Origin of the sequence: Micromonospora sp. NPDC049004, assembly GCF_040649315.1 — a bacterium.
Classification (GTDB): Bacteria; Actinomycetota; Actinomycetes; order Mycobacteriales; family Micromonosporaceae; genus Micromonospora.
The window spans coordinates 435,458-452,473 of the sequence record NZ_JBEZFG010000006.1 but is presented as its reverse complement, the minus strand read 5'-3'; the positions used below and the strand labels follow the sequence as shown (position 1 = coordinate 452,473).

General features: G+C 72.4%; 20 protein-coding genes. 12 read left to right on the top strand and 8 right to left on the bottom strand.

Annotated features, from left to right (window positions below; translation table 11 throughout):
- Positions 1-249, bottom strand: a complete 249-nt coding sequence (locus AB0B97_RS20755) for a DivIVA domain-containing protein (protein ID WP_357495595.1) — start codon at positions 247-249, stop codon at positions 1-3.
- Positions 250-578: 329 nt separating this feature from the next.
- Here AB0B97_RS20755 and AB0B97_RS20750 point away from each other — a divergent pair, with 329 nt between their 5' ends.
- Together AB0B97_RS20750 and AB0B97_RS20745 are read left to right on the top strand one after the other, a co-directional pair.
- The gene (locus AB0B97_RS20750; protein ID WP_357495593.1) at positions 579-1,451 is read left to right on the top strand and encodes a helix-turn-helix transcriptional regulator; all 873 of its coding nucleotides are present in this window, start codon (positions 579-581) and stop codon (positions 1,449-1,451) included.
- Positions 1,448-1,669: a DUF397 domain-containing protein gene (locus AB0B97_RS20745; protein ID WP_357495591.1), complete on the top strand. Its 222-nt coding sequence runs from the start codon at positions 1,448-1,450 to the stop codon at positions 1,667-1,669. The genes AB0B97_RS20750 and AB0B97_RS20745 overlap by 4 nt, the downstream gene beginning before the upstream one ends.
- A 71-nt stretch (positions 1,670-1,740) precedes the next feature.
- Here AB0B97_RS20745 and AB0B97_RS20740 read toward each other — a convergent pair whose 3' ends face one another.
- Complete coding sequence (locus AB0B97_RS20740; RefSeq protein WP_234581639.1) at positions 1,741-1,908, bottom strand: hypothetical protein; 168 nt, start codon at positions 1,906-1,908, stop codon at positions 1,741-1,743.
- A 57-nt stretch (positions 1,909-1,965) separates the two neighbouring features.
- Here AB0B97_RS20740 and AB0B97_RS20735 point away from each other — a divergent pair, with 57 nt between their 5' ends.
- Together AB0B97_RS20735 and AB0B97_RS20730 are read left to right on the top strand one after the other, a co-directional pair.
- Positions 1,966-2,943 carry a HEAT repeat domain-containing protein gene (locus AB0B97_RS20735; RefSeq protein WP_357495589.1) on the top strand — a complete coding sequence of 326 codons (978 nt, stop codon included), beginning with the start codon at positions 1,966-1,968 and terminating at the stop codon, positions 2,941-2,943.
- A 182-nt stretch (positions 2,944-3,125) separates the two neighbouring features.
- Entirely contained in the window at positions 3,126-4,088 is a 963-nt protein-coding gene (locus AB0B97_RS20730; RefSeq protein ID WP_234581641.1) for a sporulation protein, read from the top strand.
- Between the two features lie 65 nt (positions 4,089-4,153).
- Here AB0B97_RS20730 and AB0B97_RS20725 read toward each other — a convergent pair whose 3' ends face one another.
- On the bottom strand, positions 4,154-4,522 hold the full coding sequence (locus AB0B97_RS20725; RefSeq protein WP_357495587.1) for a hypothetical protein: 369 nt from the start codon (positions 4,520-4,522) through the stop codon (positions 4,154-4,156).
- Positions 4,523-4,840: 318 nt separating this feature from the next.
- Here AB0B97_RS20725 and AB0B97_RS20720 point away from each other — a divergent pair, with 318 nt between their 5' ends.
- Positions 4,841-5,260: a hypothetical protein gene (locus tag AB0B97_RS20720; RefSeq protein WP_234581643.1), complete on the top strand. Its 420-nt coding sequence runs from the start codon at positions 4,841-4,843 to the stop codon at positions 5,258-5,260.
- Between the two features lie 52 nt (positions 5,261-5,312).
- On the opposite strand, the gene AB0B97_RS20715 is transcribed toward AB0B97_RS20720, so the two are convergent.
- Both AB0B97_RS20715 and AB0B97_RS20710 read right to left on the bottom strand, forming a co-directional pair.
- Positions 5,313-7,607, bottom strand: a complete 2,295-nt coding sequence (locus tag AB0B97_RS20715; RefSeq protein WP_357495585.1) for an ATP-binding domain-containing protein — start codon at positions 7,605-7,607, stop codon at positions 5,313-5,315.
- Positions 7,608-7,786: 179 nt separating this feature from the next.
- A complete protein-coding gene (locus AB0B97_RS20710) occupies positions 7,787-8,902 on the bottom strand; it encodes a hypothetical protein (RefSeq protein WP_357495583.1) in 1,116 nt (371 codons plus the stop codon).
- Between the two features lie 95 nt (positions 8,903-8,997).
- Between AB0B97_RS20710 and AB0B97_RS20705 the strand changes: the two genes are divergently transcribed.
- Together AB0B97_RS20705 and AB0B97_RS20700 are read left to right on the top strand one after the other, a co-directional pair.
- Complete coding sequence (locus AB0B97_RS20705) at positions 8,998-9,654, top strand: response regulator transcription factor (RefSeq protein WP_234581645.1); 657 nt, start codon at positions 8,998-9,000, stop codon at positions 9,652-9,654.
- Positions 9,655-9,701: 47 nt separating this feature from the next.
- Positions 9,702-11,084, top strand: a complete 1,383-nt coding sequence (locus AB0B97_RS20700) for an ATP-binding protein (protein WP_357495708.1) — start codon at positions 9,702-9,704, stop codon at positions 11,082-11,084.
- A gap of 25 nt (positions 11,085-11,109) precedes the next feature.
- On the opposite strand, the gene AB0B97_RS20695 is transcribed toward AB0B97_RS20700, so the two are convergent.
- Together AB0B97_RS20695 and AB0B97_RS20690 are read right to left on the bottom strand one after the other, a co-directional pair.
- Positions 11,110-12,756, bottom strand: coding sequence for a tetratricopeptide repeat protein (locus AB0B97_RS20695; RefSeq protein ID WP_357495581.1), 1,647 nt, complete (start codon positions 12,754-12,756; stop codon positions 11,110-11,112).
- A 57-nt stretch (positions 12,757-12,813) separates the two neighbouring features.
- Positions 12,814-13,275 carry a MarR family transcriptional regulator gene (locus AB0B97_RS20690; RefSeq protein ID WP_357495706.1) on the bottom strand — a complete coding sequence of 154 codons (462 nt, stop codon included), beginning with the start codon at positions 13,273-13,275 and terminating at the stop codon, positions 12,814-12,816.
- 49 nt (positions 13,276-13,324) lie between these two features.
- Between AB0B97_RS20690 and AB0B97_RS20685 the strand changes: the two genes are divergently transcribed.
- Complete coding sequence (locus AB0B97_RS20685) at positions 13,325-13,846, top strand: VOC family protein (protein ID WP_357495579.1); 522 nt, start codon at positions 13,325-13,327, stop codon at positions 13,844-13,846.
- A 25-nt stretch (positions 13,847-13,871) separates the two neighbouring features.
- Positions 13,872-14,804, top strand: a complete 933-nt coding sequence (locus AB0B97_RS20680) for a hypothetical protein (RefSeq protein WP_357495577.1) — start codon at positions 13,872-13,874, stop codon at positions 14,802-14,804.
- Between the two features lie 198 nt (positions 14,805-15,002).
- Here the strand turns inward: AB0B97_RS20680 and AB0B97_RS20675 are convergent, their stop codons facing one another.
- Positions 15,003-15,182, bottom strand: a complete 180-nt coding sequence (locus AB0B97_RS20675; RefSeq protein WP_030333600.1) for a DUF4236 domain-containing protein — start codon at positions 15,180-15,182, stop codon at positions 15,003-15,005.
- A 249-nt stretch (positions 15,183-15,431) separates the two neighbouring features.
- Here AB0B97_RS20675 and AB0B97_RS20670 point away from each other — a divergent pair, with 249 nt between their 5' ends.
- The 3 genes from AB0B97_RS20670 to AB0B97_RS20660 are packed head-to-tail and all read left to right on the top strand — an operon-like array spanning position 15,432 to position 16,986.
- Entirely contained in the window at positions 15,432-15,815 is a 384-nt protein-coding gene (locus AB0B97_RS20670) for a hypothetical protein (RefSeq protein ID WP_357495575.1), read from the top strand.
- The gene (locus AB0B97_RS20665; protein ID WP_357495573.1) at positions 15,812-16,372 is read left to right on the top strand and encodes a flavin reductase family protein; all 561 of its coding nucleotides are present in this window, start codon (positions 15,812-15,814) and stop codon (positions 16,370-16,372) included. Before AB0B97_RS20670 ends, AB0B97_RS20665 begins: the two co-directional genes overlap by 4 nt.
- Positions 16,369-16,986, top strand: a complete 618-nt coding sequence (locus AB0B97_RS20660) for a malonic semialdehyde reductase (protein WP_357495571.1) — start codon at positions 16,369-16,371, stop codon at positions 16,984-16,986. The genes AB0B97_RS20665 and AB0B97_RS20660 overlap by 4 nt, the downstream gene beginning before the upstream one ends.
- Positions 16,987-17,016 lie beyond the last annotated feature (30 nt).

Here is a 17,016-nt window from a genome sequence, read left to right as displayed (position 1 = left end):
TCACCACTGACGCCTCTCCGGCCAGGCGCTGTGCCGGGCACGCAGCGCCCGCTTGACCCGCGCGTTCTCCTCGCTGAGCAGCGCCAGATCGTGGTGCAGCGTGCTCAGGTCGAGCGCGACGCGGTGCAGGAACCGCCGCACCTCACGAGGGTCGAGGCCCCTGCGGCCGAAGCCGACGGTCGCGAACTGGTGGTCGCGCACGTGCCGCGGATGCAGCCGGCCGCCGTCCTGGTATGCGCCTCTGGTCATCGGCCACCCCTGTCGTCGGTCGATGGTGGGTCGGGGTCGCGATTGCGGCCCTCTTCGTGGTACGTATTCGTGCAAGTCGGTTCGGAGCCGGGATTTCCCCATCCCGACGCTCTAGTTGAGACCCGACGAGAGCCGGTATGCGACTGCCACTCGCGACGCCGCCTCTCGTCACCTTCTCGGCTGTTGGCCCAGCCGCGGTCGCCGTGTTTGCACCGGGCTTCCCCGGGGGCCGGCGATCACCCTCACCCGCAGGCCACGTTTCCAGTGGCCCCGGCATTGGTGCAACGACACCAACGGAATCCTTCTTTGGGTGCCCTGGAGAGGTGAGCATGGCCGCGAACCGAGAGCCGTTCGTTCGAACCCTGCGTGCCCAATGGCTGGGCCAGCAGATGCGTGAGCTGCGCGAGAAGCGTGGGCTCACCCTCAAGTACGTCGCGCAGTATCTTGAGCGTGACTTCTCGTCGCTGGCTCGCTACGAGAGAGCGGAATGGCCCTTCCGGAGAGATCTCGTCGTGGCTTTGCTGGACCTTTACGGCGTCTACGACGAGCGAGAACGGGAGCGGCTCATCCAGCTCGCGCAGGACGCCTGGCGCGTCGACCGCTGGGACAACGGCTTCGACAAGACGATCTACGACAACTCGTTCATTGACTTCCCGTGGTTGGAATCGAGAGCCGATGAGGTCTGTACCTACGCCGCGCATCTGATACCCGGTCTGCTTCAGACGCGCGACTACGCCGAGGCGGTCATCAGGAATGCCGAGCCCAGTTCCGCGAGCGAGGTCGAGATCCGCAGGTGGGTCCAACTGCGGATGGATCGGCAGCTGCTGCTGGATGGTCCTTCGCCGATGAGACTCGCCGTGATTATTGAGGAGACGGCCCTGCGGAGGCCCGTCATGAGTCGAAGCGTCATGGCTGCTCAATTGGTCCACCTGGCGTGCACCACCGCGAAGCCGACCGTCGAGGTCCGTGTTCTCCCGCTGACCCTCGGGCTGCACGCGGGCCTGGACGGCACCTTCTGGCTCTTCAGGATGCCTCCTCCCTACTCGGACGTCGCCCATGCCGAAACCCTCGGTGGACGGCTCTTCCTGGAATCGCACAATGCCTCGCGCTACGTCCGCGCGTACGATCGCCTCCGGGAGGCCGCACTCAGTGCGACTGAGTCGGCGAAGCTGATCACAGCACTCGCGGAGGAGCTGTCATGAGCGAGTCCACGCCTGATGTCGCCTGGCGCATCAGCACCAGGAGCCCGGACAACGGCGGCAACTGCGTCGAGGCGGGGCCTGTTCTCGACGGTTCTGGTCGGGTGGCGGTGCGCGACAGTAAGAACCGCGCGGCGGCGACCCTCGTCTACGGCGTCAGCGACTGGACTGCCTTCGTCAATGGGGTCAAAGACGGCGCGTTCGGCCGCACCGAGCCGTGATCGACTCGACATCGCCGATATCGGGGTGTCCCGGTCGCGTTGATACCCCGACATCGGCGATGTCGAGTCGATCAAAAGTCGCTGGCGGCATGCCCTGACCGGCGGGCACCATCCTGGCCGTGGAAGCGCACGAGGTGGCGGACCTGTTCGACCGGGCGGTGCGGCGGTTGCGGCGGGCCATCGAGGATGGCGACCCCGACGACGGATCGAAGCTGCTCCGGCAGGCGGTTGTCGATCATGGACTTGTGGTGCCCGGTTCGGTAACTCACGGACGTTTGGTCCCCCACCACGATTCCATGATCGACGATGCGGGGCGGGCGGGGGCAGGCCGGAGCGGTGCGGGTGTGGTGGCCTTCCGGCTGGCTGTCGGCCGGCTCGCCGATCCGGACCGCGTGGTGCGGGCGGCGGCGTGCGACCTGCTCGGCTTCGCGAGCGAGGTGCACGGGGACGACCTGCGCGCGGACGCCGCGACGGCCCTGATCTCGCTGGCCGCCACCGAAGCCGATCCCGAGGTGCACTGGTCGATCGCCCGCGCGCTGGGCGCCACCTGCGACCCTCGCGCCCTGCCGACCCTGGTCACCCTCGCGCGTAGCCCCGACAGCGATGTGCGTTTCCAGGTCGCTGTCGCCGTGCCGGCGGTCCTCGACGATCCACCGGCCGAAGCCGGCGAGGCGGTACTGATCGATCTGTGCGCCGACCCCGACGCGTCGGTGCGGGAGTGGGCCACGTTCGGGCTCGGCTGGGTGAGCACCGCCGACGGGAACGCCGTCCGCCGGGCGTTGTGGGACCGTACCCGCGACGTCGACCCGGAGGTACGCGCGGAAGGCGCCCGAGGGCTGGCCCGGCGGCGGGACGCGCGGGCACTTCCACTGGTACGCGAACTGCTCGTCCGGGACGAGGTCCACCGGTTCACCGTCCAGGCCGCCGCGTACCTGGCAGACCCGTCCCTGCTGCCGCTGCTGGACGGCGTCGATCCTGACGCCGACCACGTCGCCGAGGCCCTGCGCGAATGCGATCCGCTGCGACGTGACCGGCGGACCGACCTGGCATGGCGGCTACTGCTCGCCGTTCACTCGCGTCGGCCCGACTGGGAGGTCACCCTCGCCGGCACGCGGTGCGACCTCGACCTGAATCTCGACATCACCGACGGCACCGACCGCTCGGGCTACTGGTGTGTGGACGGGTTGCTGCGCCGGGCCGGCTCCGATCCCGAGCGCGCGGCCGAGATGGCGATCGCGGACCTGGGCCCGGCCCGAGACGCGCCGGGGCGCTGATCGACACCAGGTCGCCGATGTGGCGGTGTCCTGGGCAGCGGATACCGCCACGTCGGCGATGTCGAGCCGATCAACCCTGGCCGGTGCGCGCGCGGGCGGGTGGCGCGCTCACAGCCACCTCACAGGGGTGCTGGATAGGGTGCCCTTCGAGTCAACGTCCGACTCCAACACAGGAGTTTTCGATGGTCTTCAAGAAGATGTTGAGCGCGTTCGGTGTGGGTGGTCCCAGTGTGGACACCGTGCTGACCAACCCCAACACCCGGCCCGGCCTGACCCTCGACGGTCAGGTCAACCTTGTCGGCGGTGACAGCCCGGCGGCCATCGAACAGGTGGTGATCGGCCTCGTCACCCGGGTCGAGGTCGAGGGCCACGACACGGAGTACGCCGGCACCATGGAGTTCCACCGGATGGCCGTGAGCGGCGCGTTCCAGCTCGCGCCCAAGCAGGAGCTGTCGATCCCGTTCCAGCTCCCGGTGCCGTGGGAAACCCCGATCACCGACGTGTACGGCCAGCGCCTGCACGGCATGACGATGGGCCTGCGCACGGAGCTGTCGGTGGCCCGCGCCGTCGACAAGACCGACCTGGACCACGTGGCGGTGCACCCGCTGCCGGTGCACGAGCGGATCCTGGAGGCGTTCCAGCGGCTCGGTTTCCGGTTCAAGCACGCCGACCTGGAGCGCGGTCACATCCGCGGCGTGCAGCAGACGCTGCCGTTCTACCAGGAGATCGAGTTCTTCGCGTCCCCGCAGTACGCGCGCACCATCAACGAGGTCGAGCTGACCTTCGTGACGAGCCAGCGCGGCGTCGAGGTGATCCTGGAGTGTGACAAGCGCGGCGGCTTCCTCAGCGCCGGGCACGACGCCTTCGGCCGCTACCAGGTGTCCCACGCCGACGTCGACCGCGTCGACTGGGCGCAGGTCGTCGACGGTTGGCTGCGCGAGACCACGTCCCGCTACGGCAGCCTGCGCTCGCAGTACGGCCACGGCCACGGCTACGGTCCGGGCCACGGTCACGGCCGTGGCGGCATGGGCGTGGGCGGCATGGTCGCCGGCGCGGCGCTCGGCGTCGCCGGCGGCATGATCGCCGGCGAGATGATCGAGGACGCGTTCGAGGGCGACTTCGGCGACTTCGGCGGCGACGAGTAACGGCTCCACAGACGACGGTGGCCTCCGGGAGATTCTCCCGGAGGCCACCGTTCACGCAGGAGGCGTCAGCGCATGCTCCGCTCCTTGCCGGACCGGCGGGCGGAGCCGGCCTTCGACAGACCACGGCTGACCAGGTAACCACCGGTCAGGATGGTCAGATACCACCATGCCTGGTTCGGGTTGTTGATGTTCAACCCGTTGGTGGCGGCGCCCCGCCAGAACGCGGCGATCACCACGAGCGCGACAGCGGCGGCGTAGACCCAGAATTCCGTCGTCAGGAACGCCTGCTTGGTCTCCGTGCCCGGCGACGGCATCGGGTCTCGGTGCCCGTCGCGCATTGCCGGCATCTGCTGCGTGTCCCGCATCATGGCGGGGTTCTGCGGGTCGTTCATGGGCCGGTTCATCGGCCGGGTGGAAGCAGCCTGCGTGCTCATCTGGTCCTCCTCAGGATGCGATGAGTCGTACCTGCATTCCCTCGCCCCGCTACCGCGTTTCGGTCACGGCACGGTTCGCTTTCACGGCGGGGACACCCCCCGACTACCCGAGGCCCGGGACCAGGTAACACTCCCTCGGCCGGAAAAGAATCGACAGCGGCCGGGCCGACGACGGCGCCGGCGCGACCCGCACGGCGCGGGCGGTTCACGACCGGTCGGGGCGGATGTCCGTTTCCCCCTCGGCACGCGGCGCTGCGGGTTTGGCCGACCGGCGACCGGGCACGCCGTCAGTTCCACAGCTTCTGCGAGGTGATGAACGTGCGTGAGGACGACATGCGGCAGGAGGCCGCCCGGCGGGCCGAGGACCGGATCACCGACAGTGTGTACGGCAAGGGTGCCGTCGACGAGGTGACACTGCCCCGTACCGACATCGAGAGCGAGATCCAGCGGGTGGACCCCATGGACCCGGCGCACGAGCGGATCGATCCGCAGGTGCTGCGCGACGGTGGCCCCGTCGGCGGACAGGGCGCGGTGACCACCACCGGTGGCACGGCCGGCCCGGCGAGCGTGCGACGGGTGGCCCGCCAGCCGGAGCGGCACCCCGGCAAGGTGGCCCCGACGACGACCGGGGACGCCACCACCGGCGGTCTGAGCACCCCGATGGGTGGCGGCACCAGCGACCAGTCCACGTCCGCCACCGGGCCGAGCAAGTCCATCCGGGACCGCTCGACCGATTGACCGACGGTGAGCCCGCCCCCGCCGACCGGCCGGTCGGCGGGGGTGCCGTCGGTCAGCGGCAGGGGCGTAGGACGCCCAGGCGCTGGGTGGCCCGGGTGAGCGCGACGTACAGGTCGCTAAGCCCGCGCGGCGACTCCGCCACCATCCGGTCCGGGTCGACCACCAGCACCGAGTCGAACTCCAGCCCCTTGGCCTGCGCGACAGTCAGCACGACCACCCGGCTCTCCAGCTCCGGGTGCTCGCCCACGGTGGCCTCCGGCAGCGCGGCGGTCAACGCCGCGCCGAGCGCGTCCACCCGGCTGGCCGGCACGATGACGCCGAGCCGCCCGTCGGTCAGCCCGGCGGCCTCGCGCGTCGCCGCCGACACCAGCTCCGCGGGCAGCTGCTCGTCGGGCACCGCCCGGTCCCACGGTGGTACGCCGCTCTCGCGCACCGAGCGCGGTGGCCGCAGCGCCGGGTCGATCTCGGCCAGCACGTCGGCGGCGACCGCCATGATCTCGGCCGGCGTGCGGTAGCTGACCGTCAGCTCGGTCAGCCGCCAGCGCCGCGCCACGTAGGGGGCGAGGGCATCGGCCCAGGAGGGCGTGCCGGCGAGCGCGCCGGTCTGCGCCACGTCCCCGACGATCGTCATCGACCGGCTCGGGCAGCGGCGCATCAGCAGCCGCCACGCCATCGGCGACAACTCCTGCGCCTCGTCCACGATCACGTGCCCGAACGCCCAGGTCCGGTCGGCGGCGGCGCGCTGCGCGGTGGTCAGCCGGTCGGCCTCCTCCTGCCGCTCCAGCAGGCGGTCGGCGTCGATCAGGTCGGTCACGCCGAGGATCTCACCGCCCTCGGCCTCGTCCTCGACGTCGATCGAGCGGGAACCCCGGGCGATCTCCAGAACGCCCTCGGCGTACTCCCGTTCCATCATGCGGATGCGGTCCCGGCGGGCCGCGGCCGCCCGCTCGTCCTCACCGAGCAGCTCGGCGGCCTCGTCCAGCAGCGGCACGTCGGCGGGCGTCCAACCGCCCGGTTCGCGATGCAGCCGGGCCCGCTCGCCGTCGGTGAGCATCGGCGCGGCGGCGGCGATCCGGTCCGGGTCCGCATACAGGTCGGCGAGCAGGCGCTGGGGGGTGAGCACCGGCCACAGCCGGTCGAGGGCGGCCTGAATCTCCGTCTCCTCGCGCAGCTCGCGGCGGATCTCGGCGCGGTCGGCCTCGTCGAGCAGGTTGTCCCCGCCCAGCGGGTCGGCGCCGATCCGCTCGGCCACCTGGTCGGCGAGCGCGTGCACGATCTCCACGTCGAACAGCGCCCGGGCCAGGTTGTGCGGCCGGTCGGTGCGGCGCACCCGGTCCCGGGCGGCGCGCACCGTCTCCGGGTCGAGGGTCAGCACCTCGCGCTCCACCTCGATCTCCAGCGGCTCGTCCGGCACCCACTGCCGGTCCCGAACGGCCAGCGCCAGCACCTCGGCGAGCACAGCGCGGCCCTTGAGCGCCGCGGTCTCGGCCGGCTCGACGCGCTGGGCGCTCACCCCGGGAAACAGATCACCCTGGGTACGCAGCAGCACGCCCGTCTCGGCCAGTGTGGGCAACACCTGGGAGATGTAGCGCAGGAACGTCGCGTTCGGGCCGACCAGCAGCACACCCCGGCTGGACAGCTCCCGCCGGTGTGTGTAGAGAAGGTACGCCGCCCGGTGCAGCGCGACAGCCGTCTTGCCGGTGCCGGGGCCGCCCTGGACCACCATGACGCCGGGCAGGTCGGCGCGGATGATCTGGTCCTGCTCGGCCTGGATGGTCTCCACGATGTCGCGCATCCGGCCGGTCCGACCGGCGTTGAGGGCGGCCAGCAACGACGCCTCACCGGTCAGCTCCTCGTGCCCGCCGGGCGAGGCGCTGTCGATGTCGAGCACCTCGTCGTTGAGCCCGGTCACCTTGCGCTGGCGGGTGCGCAGGTGCCGCCGCCGGCGTACGCCCTGCGGGTTGGCGGCGGTGGCGAGGTAGAAGGGACGTGCGGCGGGGGCCCGCCAGTCCATCAGCAGCGGGTCGTAGTCACCGCTGGTGTCGAAGATCCCGATTCGGCCGATGTATCGGCGGGAGTCGTCGTCGCCGTCGAGCCGACCGAAGCAGAGACCATTCTCCACGGCGGAGAACTGCTCCACCTGGTCGGCGTACATCGCCACGGAGCTGTCGCGCTGGGAGCGGTCCTGCAGGGTGCCGCCGGTGTTGCGCAGCTCGGCGGTGAGCCGGTGGGCGGCCTGCTCACGCAGCCCGTCCAGCCGGTCGTAGAGCATCGAGACGTACTCCTGCTCGCGGCCGATCTCGTCGTCGAGCGGCAATTCACCGGTACCGCCGGAGTGCCTTGACAAGCCGTCTCCCTAAAGATTAGAATGCTCTGCAGGAACGGCTTTTATGCCGTTCTTTTTTGTGCCCTCGAATTGTTGAAGATAGCGCGGCCCGGCGGCTGTCACCAAGCCGACCGGGCCGATTCGAGTCACACAACGCCGGGCCGACCAACAGGTCGACCCGGCGCGAGAGCTTCGGGAAATCAGCCGCGGGCCACCTGGTAGAGGCGCTCGGGGGTGACCGCTCCGGCGAGCACCCGACCGTCGTCGGTGAGCAGCACGCTGAACAGCTTGCCGGCGAGCAGTCGGCCACTGCCCCAGTCCCCGCTGACGGCCGGCAGCCCGCCGAGCAGCTTCGACACGTCCGCGTCCGGCGTCGCACCGGCAGGCTTGCCGGCGGCCGCCTTGCCCGGGGCCCCGTCCAGGCGCGCGACCAGGACTGTGGTCCAGCCGTCGCCCACGGTACGCACCTGCGGGTCGCCGCCCCTTGCCGCCTGCGCGGGCCGGCCCGCCGACGGCCGCTCGGCGGTCTCCTCGGTGACGGACACCCCCGGTGGCGGGTTGAAGGCGAACTGGTCGGCGTCGGGACGCCGGTAGTCGACCTGGGTGAAGGCCATCTCGAAGGCCGGCTGGTCGCTGCCCTTGGCGAGCACCTCGAAGCGCAGCGGCACGTGCTGCGTGGCGTCGATGGCGATCCGCAGCTGGTGCACCAGCGAGTCGCTGTCGCGCGGCTGGAGCACCAGCTCGTAGGCGTCCCGGCCGGCGACGGTGGCCGAGCGGCCGACGCTGACCTCGGTGCTCGGATCGATCGCGCCCAACGCCAGGTCGGCGGCCTCCTGCGGGGTGGCGGGGAGGCTCGGCGTCGCCGCGGGACCCGGCTGTCCGGTCGTGCCCGCGTCGCCCAACGTGCGATGGCGCGCGGTGTTGCCCCGGCTCTCCCAGGTCCACACGTCCCGGCCGTTGCGGATCACGTCCTGCTCGCCGAGGGTGTCCACCAGCGCGACGCGCTGCCGCTCCGGACCGGAATACCAGACCCGCAGGGTGTGCGTACCGGTCAGCAGGGCGCTCAGATCGTTGCCGGGGATCAGCCCGACCAGCGGCGGCAGACCGAGGTCGGCGCGCTGCACCACCGTCCCGGACAGCCCCTCCAGCCGGGACGTCTGAAGATCCACCAGGAGTTGGGCTGCGGTACGCGGCGGCAGGCTCGGCTCCGCCTCGGCGGCGAACGTGCCGATCGCGGCGCCTCCACCGATGACGACGACGCCAGCGGCCGCCGGGACCAGCCAGCGCAGGACGGGACGGCTTCTCAGGATCGACATGGTGCACCTCCTGCCAGACATCCTGCCCGGTCCGCGCTGTGAAGGCGCTGAGGACGCCGAACCTTCGACTTTGACCCAGGTGGCACCCTTGGACCGTGCGGTTGTTGGTGGTGGAGGACGAGGCCCGGCTGGCGGCTGCCCTGCAACGCGGCCTGCAGGCGGAGGGGTTCGCGGTCGACGTGGCGGCGACCGGCCCCGCCGGCCTGGACGCGGCCCGGCACGGTGGGTACGACGCGATGATCCTCGACGTGATGCTGCCCGGGCTGTCCGGCTACGAGCTGGTCCGCCGACTGCGCGCCGAGCAGCACTGGCTGCCGGTCCTGATGCTCTCGGCCAAGGACGGCGAGTACGACCAGGCCGACGGCCTGGACTGCGGCGCCGACGACTACCTGACCAAGCCCTTCTCGTACGTGGTGCTGTTGGCCCGCCTGCGGGCCCTGCTGCGTCGGGGAGCGCCGGAACGCCCCACCGTGCTGACGGTCGGCGACCTGCGGTTGGATCCGGCCCGCCGACGGGTGACCCGCGCCGACGCCGAGGTGACGTTGACCGCGCGGGAGTTCGCGTTGCTGGACTATCTGATGCGTCGTCCCGGCCAGGTGATTTCCAAGATCGAGCTGCTGGACCACGTGTGGGACGCCAGCCTGGAGACGGCGCCCAACGCGGTCGAGGTGTACGTCGGCTATCTGCGCCGCAAGCTCGGCCGCGACCGGCTGGAGACCGTCCGGGGCGCCGGCTACCGGCTGGCGACGTGACACCTGCCGGTCCGGTCCGCCGGCTGCCCGGGTGGGGCCTGCGCGGGTTGGGTCTGCGCGGGCGGCTCACGGCGCTCGGCGTGCTCGGCCTCACCGTCGGGCTGGCCCTCGGCGGGGCGGTGCTGCTGGGCGCGCTCGGCTTCGTGCTCCAGCGCACCGTGGACACCGAGGCGTTCCGGACCGCCGACGCGGTAGTCCTGCTCGCCGCCGAGGACGCGTTGCCCGACCCGCTGCCGGTGGCGGGCGGGCAGGTCCGGGTCCAGGTGATCGACGCGCAGGGTCGGATCCGGGCCGCCTCGATCGACGCGGACCGGCTGGTCCCGATGGTCCGCCCCGAGCGGCTGGACACCGGTCACCGTCAACGCCTGGTGGTGCCGGCCGAGCGCGTCGGACTCGCCGGCCCGGTGCGGGTGGTCGCCGTACCGGCCGGCACCGACGCGGATCCGCTCACCGTCCTGGTCGCCCGGTCGATGGCCGACGTCCGGCACAGCACGCACGTCGTACGCGCCATCCTGCTGGTGGCGTTCCCCCTGTTGGTGGCGATCCTGGCCGGGGTGGCGTGGCGGGTGATCGGTGCGACGTTGCGTCCCGTCGAGGCGCTGCGCCGGGGCGCCGAGGAGATCACCGGCCGCGCGGGCGGCGGTCGCCTGCCGGTGCCCGCCTCCGCCGACGAGATCCATCGGCTGGCGGTCACCCTCAACGGGATGCTGGACCGGATGGAGTCGGCCCGGATCCGGCAGCGTGCCTTCGTCTCCGACGCGGCCCACGAGCTGCGCAGCCCGCTCACCAACATCCGCACCGAGCTGGAGGTGGCCCAGCGGCTCGCCGACCGCACGGACTGGACGGCGGTGACCGTCAACCTGCTCACCGACACCGAGCGGTTGAGCCGGCTGGTCGACGACCTGCTGCTGCTGGCCCGCCTGGACGAGATGCCACCGGCGCGGGGGACCGGCCCGGTCGACCTGACCGCCCTGCTGACCGAGGTCGCCGCCCGGTACCCGTCGCCACCGGTGCTCCTCGTGCCGCCGCCCGGCCCGCTGTGGACGACCGGAAACGCGGCCGAGCTGCGGCGGGTGCTGTCGAACCTCGTCGACAACGCGGTCCGGCACGCACGCGGCAGCGTGGTCCTCGCCGCCCAGCCGCACGACGACGCCGCGTACCACCTGGTGACGGTGACCGACGACGGCCCGGGGATTCCGGCGGCCGACCGGCGGCGGGTCTTCGACCGTTTCACCAGGTTGGACGACGGCCGGGGCCGCGACGACGGTGGCGCCGGCCTGGGCCTCGCCATCGTGTGGGAGCTGGTCCGCCGTGCGGGCGGCACCATCACCCTGGCCGACACCGACGGCCCGCAGGGGCTGCGGGTGCGTCTGCTGCTGCCGAGGACGCCGACCGGGGATGCGCAGGAAGCGGCGGTCGACACACCATGACGGCGGCGGCGAGTCGGTCGGGTCGTCAGCGGCGCTCGGTGCAGACCTGGTTGGCGCTCGCGACGGTGTCGGTGGACCAGACGACAGCCACGGTGAAGCAGTAGTCGTTGGCGCGGTTCAGCGCGTAGACGATGTAGCTGTCGGTGCCGGCGGGCAGCGTGGCGATCGCCGTCTTCTCCTGCCCGGCCCGGCCGGCCGACACGACCACCGGTCCCTCGCCGCCGGCCGGGTACGTCCAGCGCAGGGCGATGTTGTCCCGGTTGTCGCGCAGACTCACCGCCCCGGGCGGGGTGCCGGGAGCGGCGACCGGCGCCGCCGTGCCGGCGGCAGCGGTGCCGGTGGCGGCCGGCGCACCCGTGCCGCTCGGGCCGGTGCTGGGGGAGCCCCTGTCCGGCCCGGGTTTCGGGTCGTCCCCGTCGCCGACCCGCGCCACCCCGGCGATCACCGCCGCCGTGCCCAGCAGCACCACGACGACGCCGGCCACCAGTACCGGCACCAGCCGGCTGCGCGGCGACGTCTTCGCCCGGTGCACGGGCACCGGCAACAGCCGGGACGGCGTGTACGGCTCCAGCGGGGCGTACGGCTGCGCCGGTTGGTCCGGCTGGGCCGACGCGCCGGGGCGGTGCAGCCGGTAGACGCCGGACGTCTCCTCGGTGCCGCCCGTGAACCCGGCCACCGACGGGGGCACCGGCGGAACCGTGGAGTGCGGGACGGGGTCGTCCGTCGGGTCCGGTGGCCAGCGGAAACCCGGCGACCCGTCCGGCTCGTCGGCCGGCACCCGCGGGTTCGGCACCGAGCCGACCCCGTGCACCGGCCGGCCCTCGTCGTCGTGCTCGACCGGACCGGTCACCCCCGGGTCCACCGGGCGGGGCGGGGGCGCGGGTGGGTGGTACGCGGACTCGACCGGCCGGTCGCTGTGCGGCGCGGTACGCGCGGCGGGCACCACCGGGGCGTCCCGGTCGGCGGGTGCGTCGTCGGCGCAGACATGGTCGGGGTTGGCCGCCGCCCGGGCAAGAGCCGCCACCTGCAGCGCCAGCGGATCGTCGGCGGCCAGGTGCTGCCGGCACAGCTCGCGGGCCAGCGCCAGGTTGTCGTGCGCCTCGGCGAACTGCCCACAGTCGCGCTGCATGGCACCGAGCCGGGCCAGCATCTTGATTCCGCTGGGGTGACCGTCGCCGTACACCTCGCGGTGCAGCTCCCAGGCGTCCTGGAGGCGGTCGCGGGCCACCGTGCACTGGCCCCGGGCGTACTCGACGGTGGCCAGATCGGCGTGTGCGGCCAGCACCCGCAGCGACTCGGGCCCGTCCTGCGCGGTCAGCTCGATGATGACTTCCTGGTACAGCCGGGCGGCCCGGGAGTGGCTGCCGACCCGGTGCAGCACCGCGGCCAGGGTGGCCGCGGCGGCCACCGTGCGAGGGTCGGAGCGACCGTGCAACCGGGTGGTGGCCGCGTACGCGAAGGCGGCCCAGCCTCGGGCGGAGTGCGGCTCGCCCAGGGCGACGAGCACCCGCGCCTGGAGGCTGGCCGCCTCGGCCAGCTCGGGCGTGGCGTTGGCCGGGCGGGGGTCGGCGTCGGTGAGCGCGTCGGAGAGCAGCCGTTGCGCGCCAGCCACGTCGCCAGTGGACACGAGGTGGTGCGCCTGGTCAGTCAACTCGTCGAAGCCGGAGGACACGCCCCATCGTGCTCATCCGACGACGGTAAGTACAAGACCCGCGCCGGTGTCGATCGGTCAGGATCTCCTCAGGTGCTCGGCCAACGTCTCGCTGATCCGGCGCAACTGGTCGACCTGGGCCGGGCTCAACGGGTCGAACAGGTGTCGGCGTACCCCCTCGACGTGGCCGGGGGCGGCGGCGGCGAGGGTGGCGAAACCGTCGTCGGTGAGCACCGCGATCTGCCCGCGCCGGTCGGTGGGGCAGTCCTCGCGGCGCACCCAGCCGGCCGCCTCGAGGCGGGCCACGGCGTGCGAGAGCCGGCTGCGGGACGACCCCGCCGCGTCGGCCAGGTCGCTCATCCGAAGTTGCCGGCCCGGGGCCTCGGAGAGCCGGACCAGGATCTCGTAGTAGGCGTGCGGCATGCCGGCATCGCGTTGCAGCTCGCGGTCGAGCGTGTCCATCAGCGCCCGGGAGGCGGCGAGGAACGCCCGCCAGGTGCGCTGCTCATCGGGGTCCAACCAGCGGGTCATGACGACCATCATACCTGCAGTGGTTGAACGCTCAACTAAATCGCGCTAGTCTGGGGCCATGGGCATCCACCGACTCAACCACGCGGTCCTCTACGTCAGTGACCTCGCCCGCAGCGTCGCCTTCTACCGCGACGTGCTGGGCTTCCGCCCGGTGGCGATGACCCCGGACGGCTTCCGGGGCGCCACCTTCCTCCAAGCCCCGGACTCCACCAACGACCACGACCTCGGCCTGTTCGAGATCGGCGCGGCGGCCGGCCGCTCCACCGCCGGCCGGGCCACCGTCGGGCTCTACCACCTGGCGTGGGAGGTCGACACCCTCGACGAGCTGGCCGCCACCGCCGAGCGGCTCGCCGCCGCCGGGGCGCTGGTCGGCACGTCCGACCACGGCACCACCAAGAGCCTCTACGGCCAGGACCCGGACGGCCTGGAGTTCGAGGTGGTCTGGCTGATCCCGGCCGACCTGCTCGACGACACCGCCCTGGCCGCCCGCAAGCAGATCGGTCGGCTCGACCTGGACGCCGAGCGGCAGCGCTACGGCGGGCAGACCCGCGGTGGCGTGGGGATCTCCGTGCCGGCCTGAGCCGGCCATAGGGTAGAACGGACCGATGCCGACCAACCGGACCACCGACTTCCTTCGTGAGCTGCTGGTCCGTCAGGTGACGACCTGGTTGCCCGCCGCCCTGCACCGCTCCCGGCGGGCAACCATCGCGCTGGCCTGGGCCGGTGCCGACGGCGGCGCGGCCGAGGCGGTGCTGCGGGTGGTCGCCGGCCACGCCGCCCAGGTGCGGGGTCGGCAGGTGACGGTGTTGGTGCTGGCCGACGACGCTGCCGACCTGCCGGCCCGGCTCGGGCCGATCGAGGCGGAGTTGCCTGCCGAGGTGACCGTGCACCTGCTGCCCGGCGGTCCGGACCGGCTGCCGGTCGCGGTGAAGGCGGCCGGCGCGGCCGGGTCGCCGCTGTTCTGTTTCCTGGACCTGCCCGGCCAGGTGTCCCCGCAGTTGCTCGGCGCCGCCGCCAACGGCCGCACCGGCGAGGTGCTGCTGCACGCCGGCGACGTCGCCCGTGCGGCCCTCGTCGCCGCCGGATTCCCGCTGGTCGCCGAGGTGGCGCCGGTGCTCCCGACCGACGCTGCGGCCGGCGCGCAAGCTCCGGCCGGCACGACGGATGACGCTGCGGCCGGCGTGGTCGCGTTCGGCAGCCGTTCGGACCGCAGTCTGGAGGCGGTGCGTGACGCGCTCTGGACGGTCGGCGCGGACCTCGGTGTGCGCTACCGCGACCCCGCCGACCCGACGGTTCCGCCGGTGGACGTGGCCGGGGATCCGGCCCTGGAACCGCTGGCCGGAAAACTGCTGGCCGAGCTGCGCCGGGGCGGGCCACGGCCGGTCACCGAGCTGCGCCGGCACACCCTCACCGCAACTGTCTACCGTGCCGCGGACGCCAACCGCGCGCTGGCCAACCTGGTCGAGGCGGGCGACGTACGCCGCGAGCGCGACACGGGCCGCCTGGCCGGCGACGAGATCATCACGCCCACGCGCTGAGGCCCCCGCGATCTTGCACTTTCTGTCCCGGCATACCGGAGATACCGCCCAAAACAAAGACCGAAACTGCAAGATCGGCGGGGCGGGGCGGGGCGCGGGCGGGGAGGGGCGGGGAGGGGTGCGCGGGCGGGTGCGGGTGGGGTGGACGCCGAGCGGGGTGCCGGTGAATCACCGGCACCCCGCTCGACTCCCGGGACGCTACGACCGGGACTTGTCCTGCTTCCAGGACAGCGGACCCGGCAGGTCGACGCGGTGCGCCCGGGCCTTCGAGTTCCAGGACCAGCGCCCGATCTTGATGCTCCACGAGGAGAAGCCGTTCTCGGTGAAGTTCAGGATGATCGGACCGTACTTCTTGCGCTTGCGAAACATGAGGCCCATCGGAGGTCTCCCCTCGTCACCGTTCCCTGCCGTGTCGAGATCGAACATGCCCGAACGGACGAAATCCGAAACCCCCTCGCCGTCCCCGGTGGACGGTGCTGCGGCACGAGGCGGCAATCTCTATTCATCAGATAGGTGTTGCGCGGCGGTAAACGCTGCTAGAGACGCTTCGTAACATCGCTGGCGATGAAAGTCTCACCTTCTGGAAGACCGTTGACCGGTCGCTGCGACCGGCGGCAGCATGAGGTCATGTCGCAGCGGGATGAGCTCCTCCTCATCGCTTGCGTGCACGTCGACCGGCTCTGGGACGGCTGGGATGACGACGCGCTGGTCTTCGACACCTCCGGCGGGATCTTCGCCGACACCGACCGGGTGCACGAGGTGGCCCACGCCGAGCTGCGCCGCCAGGTCACCGCCGCCGGCCGGGACCCCGACCTGGTGAAGGTGCTGCCCGGCATCGCGCCCGTAATCGGTGGCACCGAGGCCGAGGCACGGACGCTCGCCGCGGAGTTGGAGGAGCTGATCGTCCCCGAGTACGCCCTCGCGCAGCTCTCCGGGATGCTCGGCATCGACCTCACCGGCCTGCCCCGGCCGGCCAGCTCGTACGCCGCGCCGACCCTGGTGCCGGCGTGACCACCGTGGAGCGTCCGACAACGGACGCGACCGAGCTGCGACCGGTGGACCGGGACCTGTTCCGCGCGCTGCTGCGCCGGCAGGCCACCAGCGTCACGGTGGTCACCGCCGTGGCCCGGACCACCGACCCGGCCTGCCTGGGTGGGATCGGCGCACCCGTGCGGGCCGGGTTCACCGCCACCTCGTTCACCTCGGTCTCGTTGGATCCGCCGCTCGTCTCGTTCTGCCTCGGCACGGCGTCGTCGAGCTGGCCGGTGCTGGCCCGCGCCGAGCACGTCGCGGTCCATCTGCTGGCCGCGCGGCAGCGGGAAGCCGCGACGGTCTTCGCCACCAGCGGCATCGACCGGTTCGCCGCCTACCCGGACTGGACACCCGGTCCGTTCGGGGTGCCGCTGCTGAGCGGGGTGCTGGCCCGGCTGCTCTGCCGGGTGGTGCACCGCGTCCCGGCCGGCGACCACACGCTGGTGATCGCCGAACCGCTCGCCCTGAGCGACGGCGGCGACGGTGCCCCGCTGGTGCACCACCGGGGTGGGTACACCACGGCAGCGCCAGCATGACCGCACCGACCACGTCCGACCTGCTCGCGCTGGACCGGGCCGCCCAGGACCTGCTGTTCCGGGCGGCCCGAACGGCCGAGGTGTTCACCGACGAACCGGTCACCGACGCGCAGATAGCGGCGATCCACGAGCTGATCCGGTACGGGCCGACCGCGTACAACGGCCAGCCGCTGCGGATGCTGCTGCTGCGCTCGCCGGAGTCCCGGGCCCGGCTGCTGCCGTACCTGTCCAGCGCCAACCGGGCCAAGACGGCCAGCGCGCCGCTGACCGCGATCCTCACCGCCGACATCGACTTTCACGAGCGGCTGCCCGAGCTGTATCCGCACCGTCCACAGGCCCGGGAGTGGCTGACGGACCGGGCCGCGCGCGTCGAGCAGGCCCGGTTCAGCGCGACCCTGCAGATCGGCTACCTGATCGTCGGTGTCCGCGCCGCCGGTCTCGCCGCCGGCCCGATGGCCGGTTTCGACGTCGCGGGCGTCCAGCGGGAGTTCCTCCCCGACGGTCGGCACGAGGTGCTGCTCCTGCTGAACCTCGGGCACCCGGCCCCGTACACCGGGCCGGCACGTCTGCCCCGGCTGGACACCGGGGACGTGATCCGCACCCTCGACTGCTGACCGGGAAGACGGGACCGTCCCCGGTGCCGG

Bases quoted from the DNA above. Each gene is read 5' to 3' on its own strand.
- AB0B97_RS20755 (WP_357495595.1), bottom strand. From the start codon at position 249: ATGACCAGAGGCGCATACCAGGACGGCGGCCGGCTGCATCCGCGGCAC.
- AB0B97_RS20750 (WP_357495593.1), top strand. From the start codon at position 579: ATGGCCGCGAACCGAGAGCCGTTCGTTCGAACCCTGCGTGCCCAATGG.
- AB0B97_RS20745 (WP_357495591.1), top strand. From the start codon at position 1,448: ATGAGCGAGTCCACGCCTGATGTCGCCTGGCGCATCAGCACCAGGAGC.
- AB0B97_RS20740 (WP_234581639.1), bottom strand. From the start codon at position 1,908: ATGATCGACAACCGCCTGCCGGAGCAGCTTCGATCCGTCGTCGGGGTC.
- AB0B97_RS20735 (WP_357495589.1), top strand. From the start codon at position 1,966: ATGATCGACGATGCGGGGCGGGCGGGGGCAGGCCGGAGCGGTGCGGGT.
- AB0B97_RS20730 (WP_234581641.1), top strand. From the start codon at position 3,126: ATGGTCTTCAAGAAGATGTTGAGCGCGTTCGGTGTGGGTGGTCCCAGT.
- AB0B97_RS20725 (WP_357495587.1), bottom strand. From the start codon at position 4,522: ATGAGCACGCAGGCTGCTTCCACCCGGCCGATGAACCGGCCCATGAAC.
- AB0B97_RS20710 (WP_357495583.1), bottom strand. From the start codon at position 8,902: ATGTCGATCCTGAGAAGCCGTCCCGTCCTGCGCTGGCTGGTCCCGGCG.
- AB0B97_RS20690 (WP_357495706.1), bottom strand. From the start codon at position 13,275: ATGGTCGTCATGACCCGCTGGTTGGACCCCGATGAGCAGCGCACCTGG.
- AB0B97_RS20685 (WP_357495579.1), top strand. From the start codon at position 13,325: ATGGGCATCCACCGACTCAACCACGCGGTCCTCTACGTCAGTGACCTC.
- AB0B97_RS20680 (WP_357495577.1), top strand. From the start codon at position 13,872: ATGCCGACCAACCGGACCACCGACTTCCTTCGTGAGCTGCTGGTCCGT.
- AB0B97_RS20675 (WP_030333600.1), bottom strand. From the start codon at position 15,182: ATGGGCCTCATGTTTCGCAAGCGCAAGAAGTACGGTCCGATCATCCTG.
- AB0B97_RS20670 (WP_357495575.1), top strand. From the start codon at position 15,432: ATGTCGCAGCGGGATGAGCTCCTCCTCATCGCTTGCGTGCACGTCGAC.
- AB0B97_RS20660 (WP_357495571.1), top strand. From the start codon at position 16,369: ATGACCGCACCGACCACGTCCGACCTGCTCGCGCTGGACCGGGCCGCC.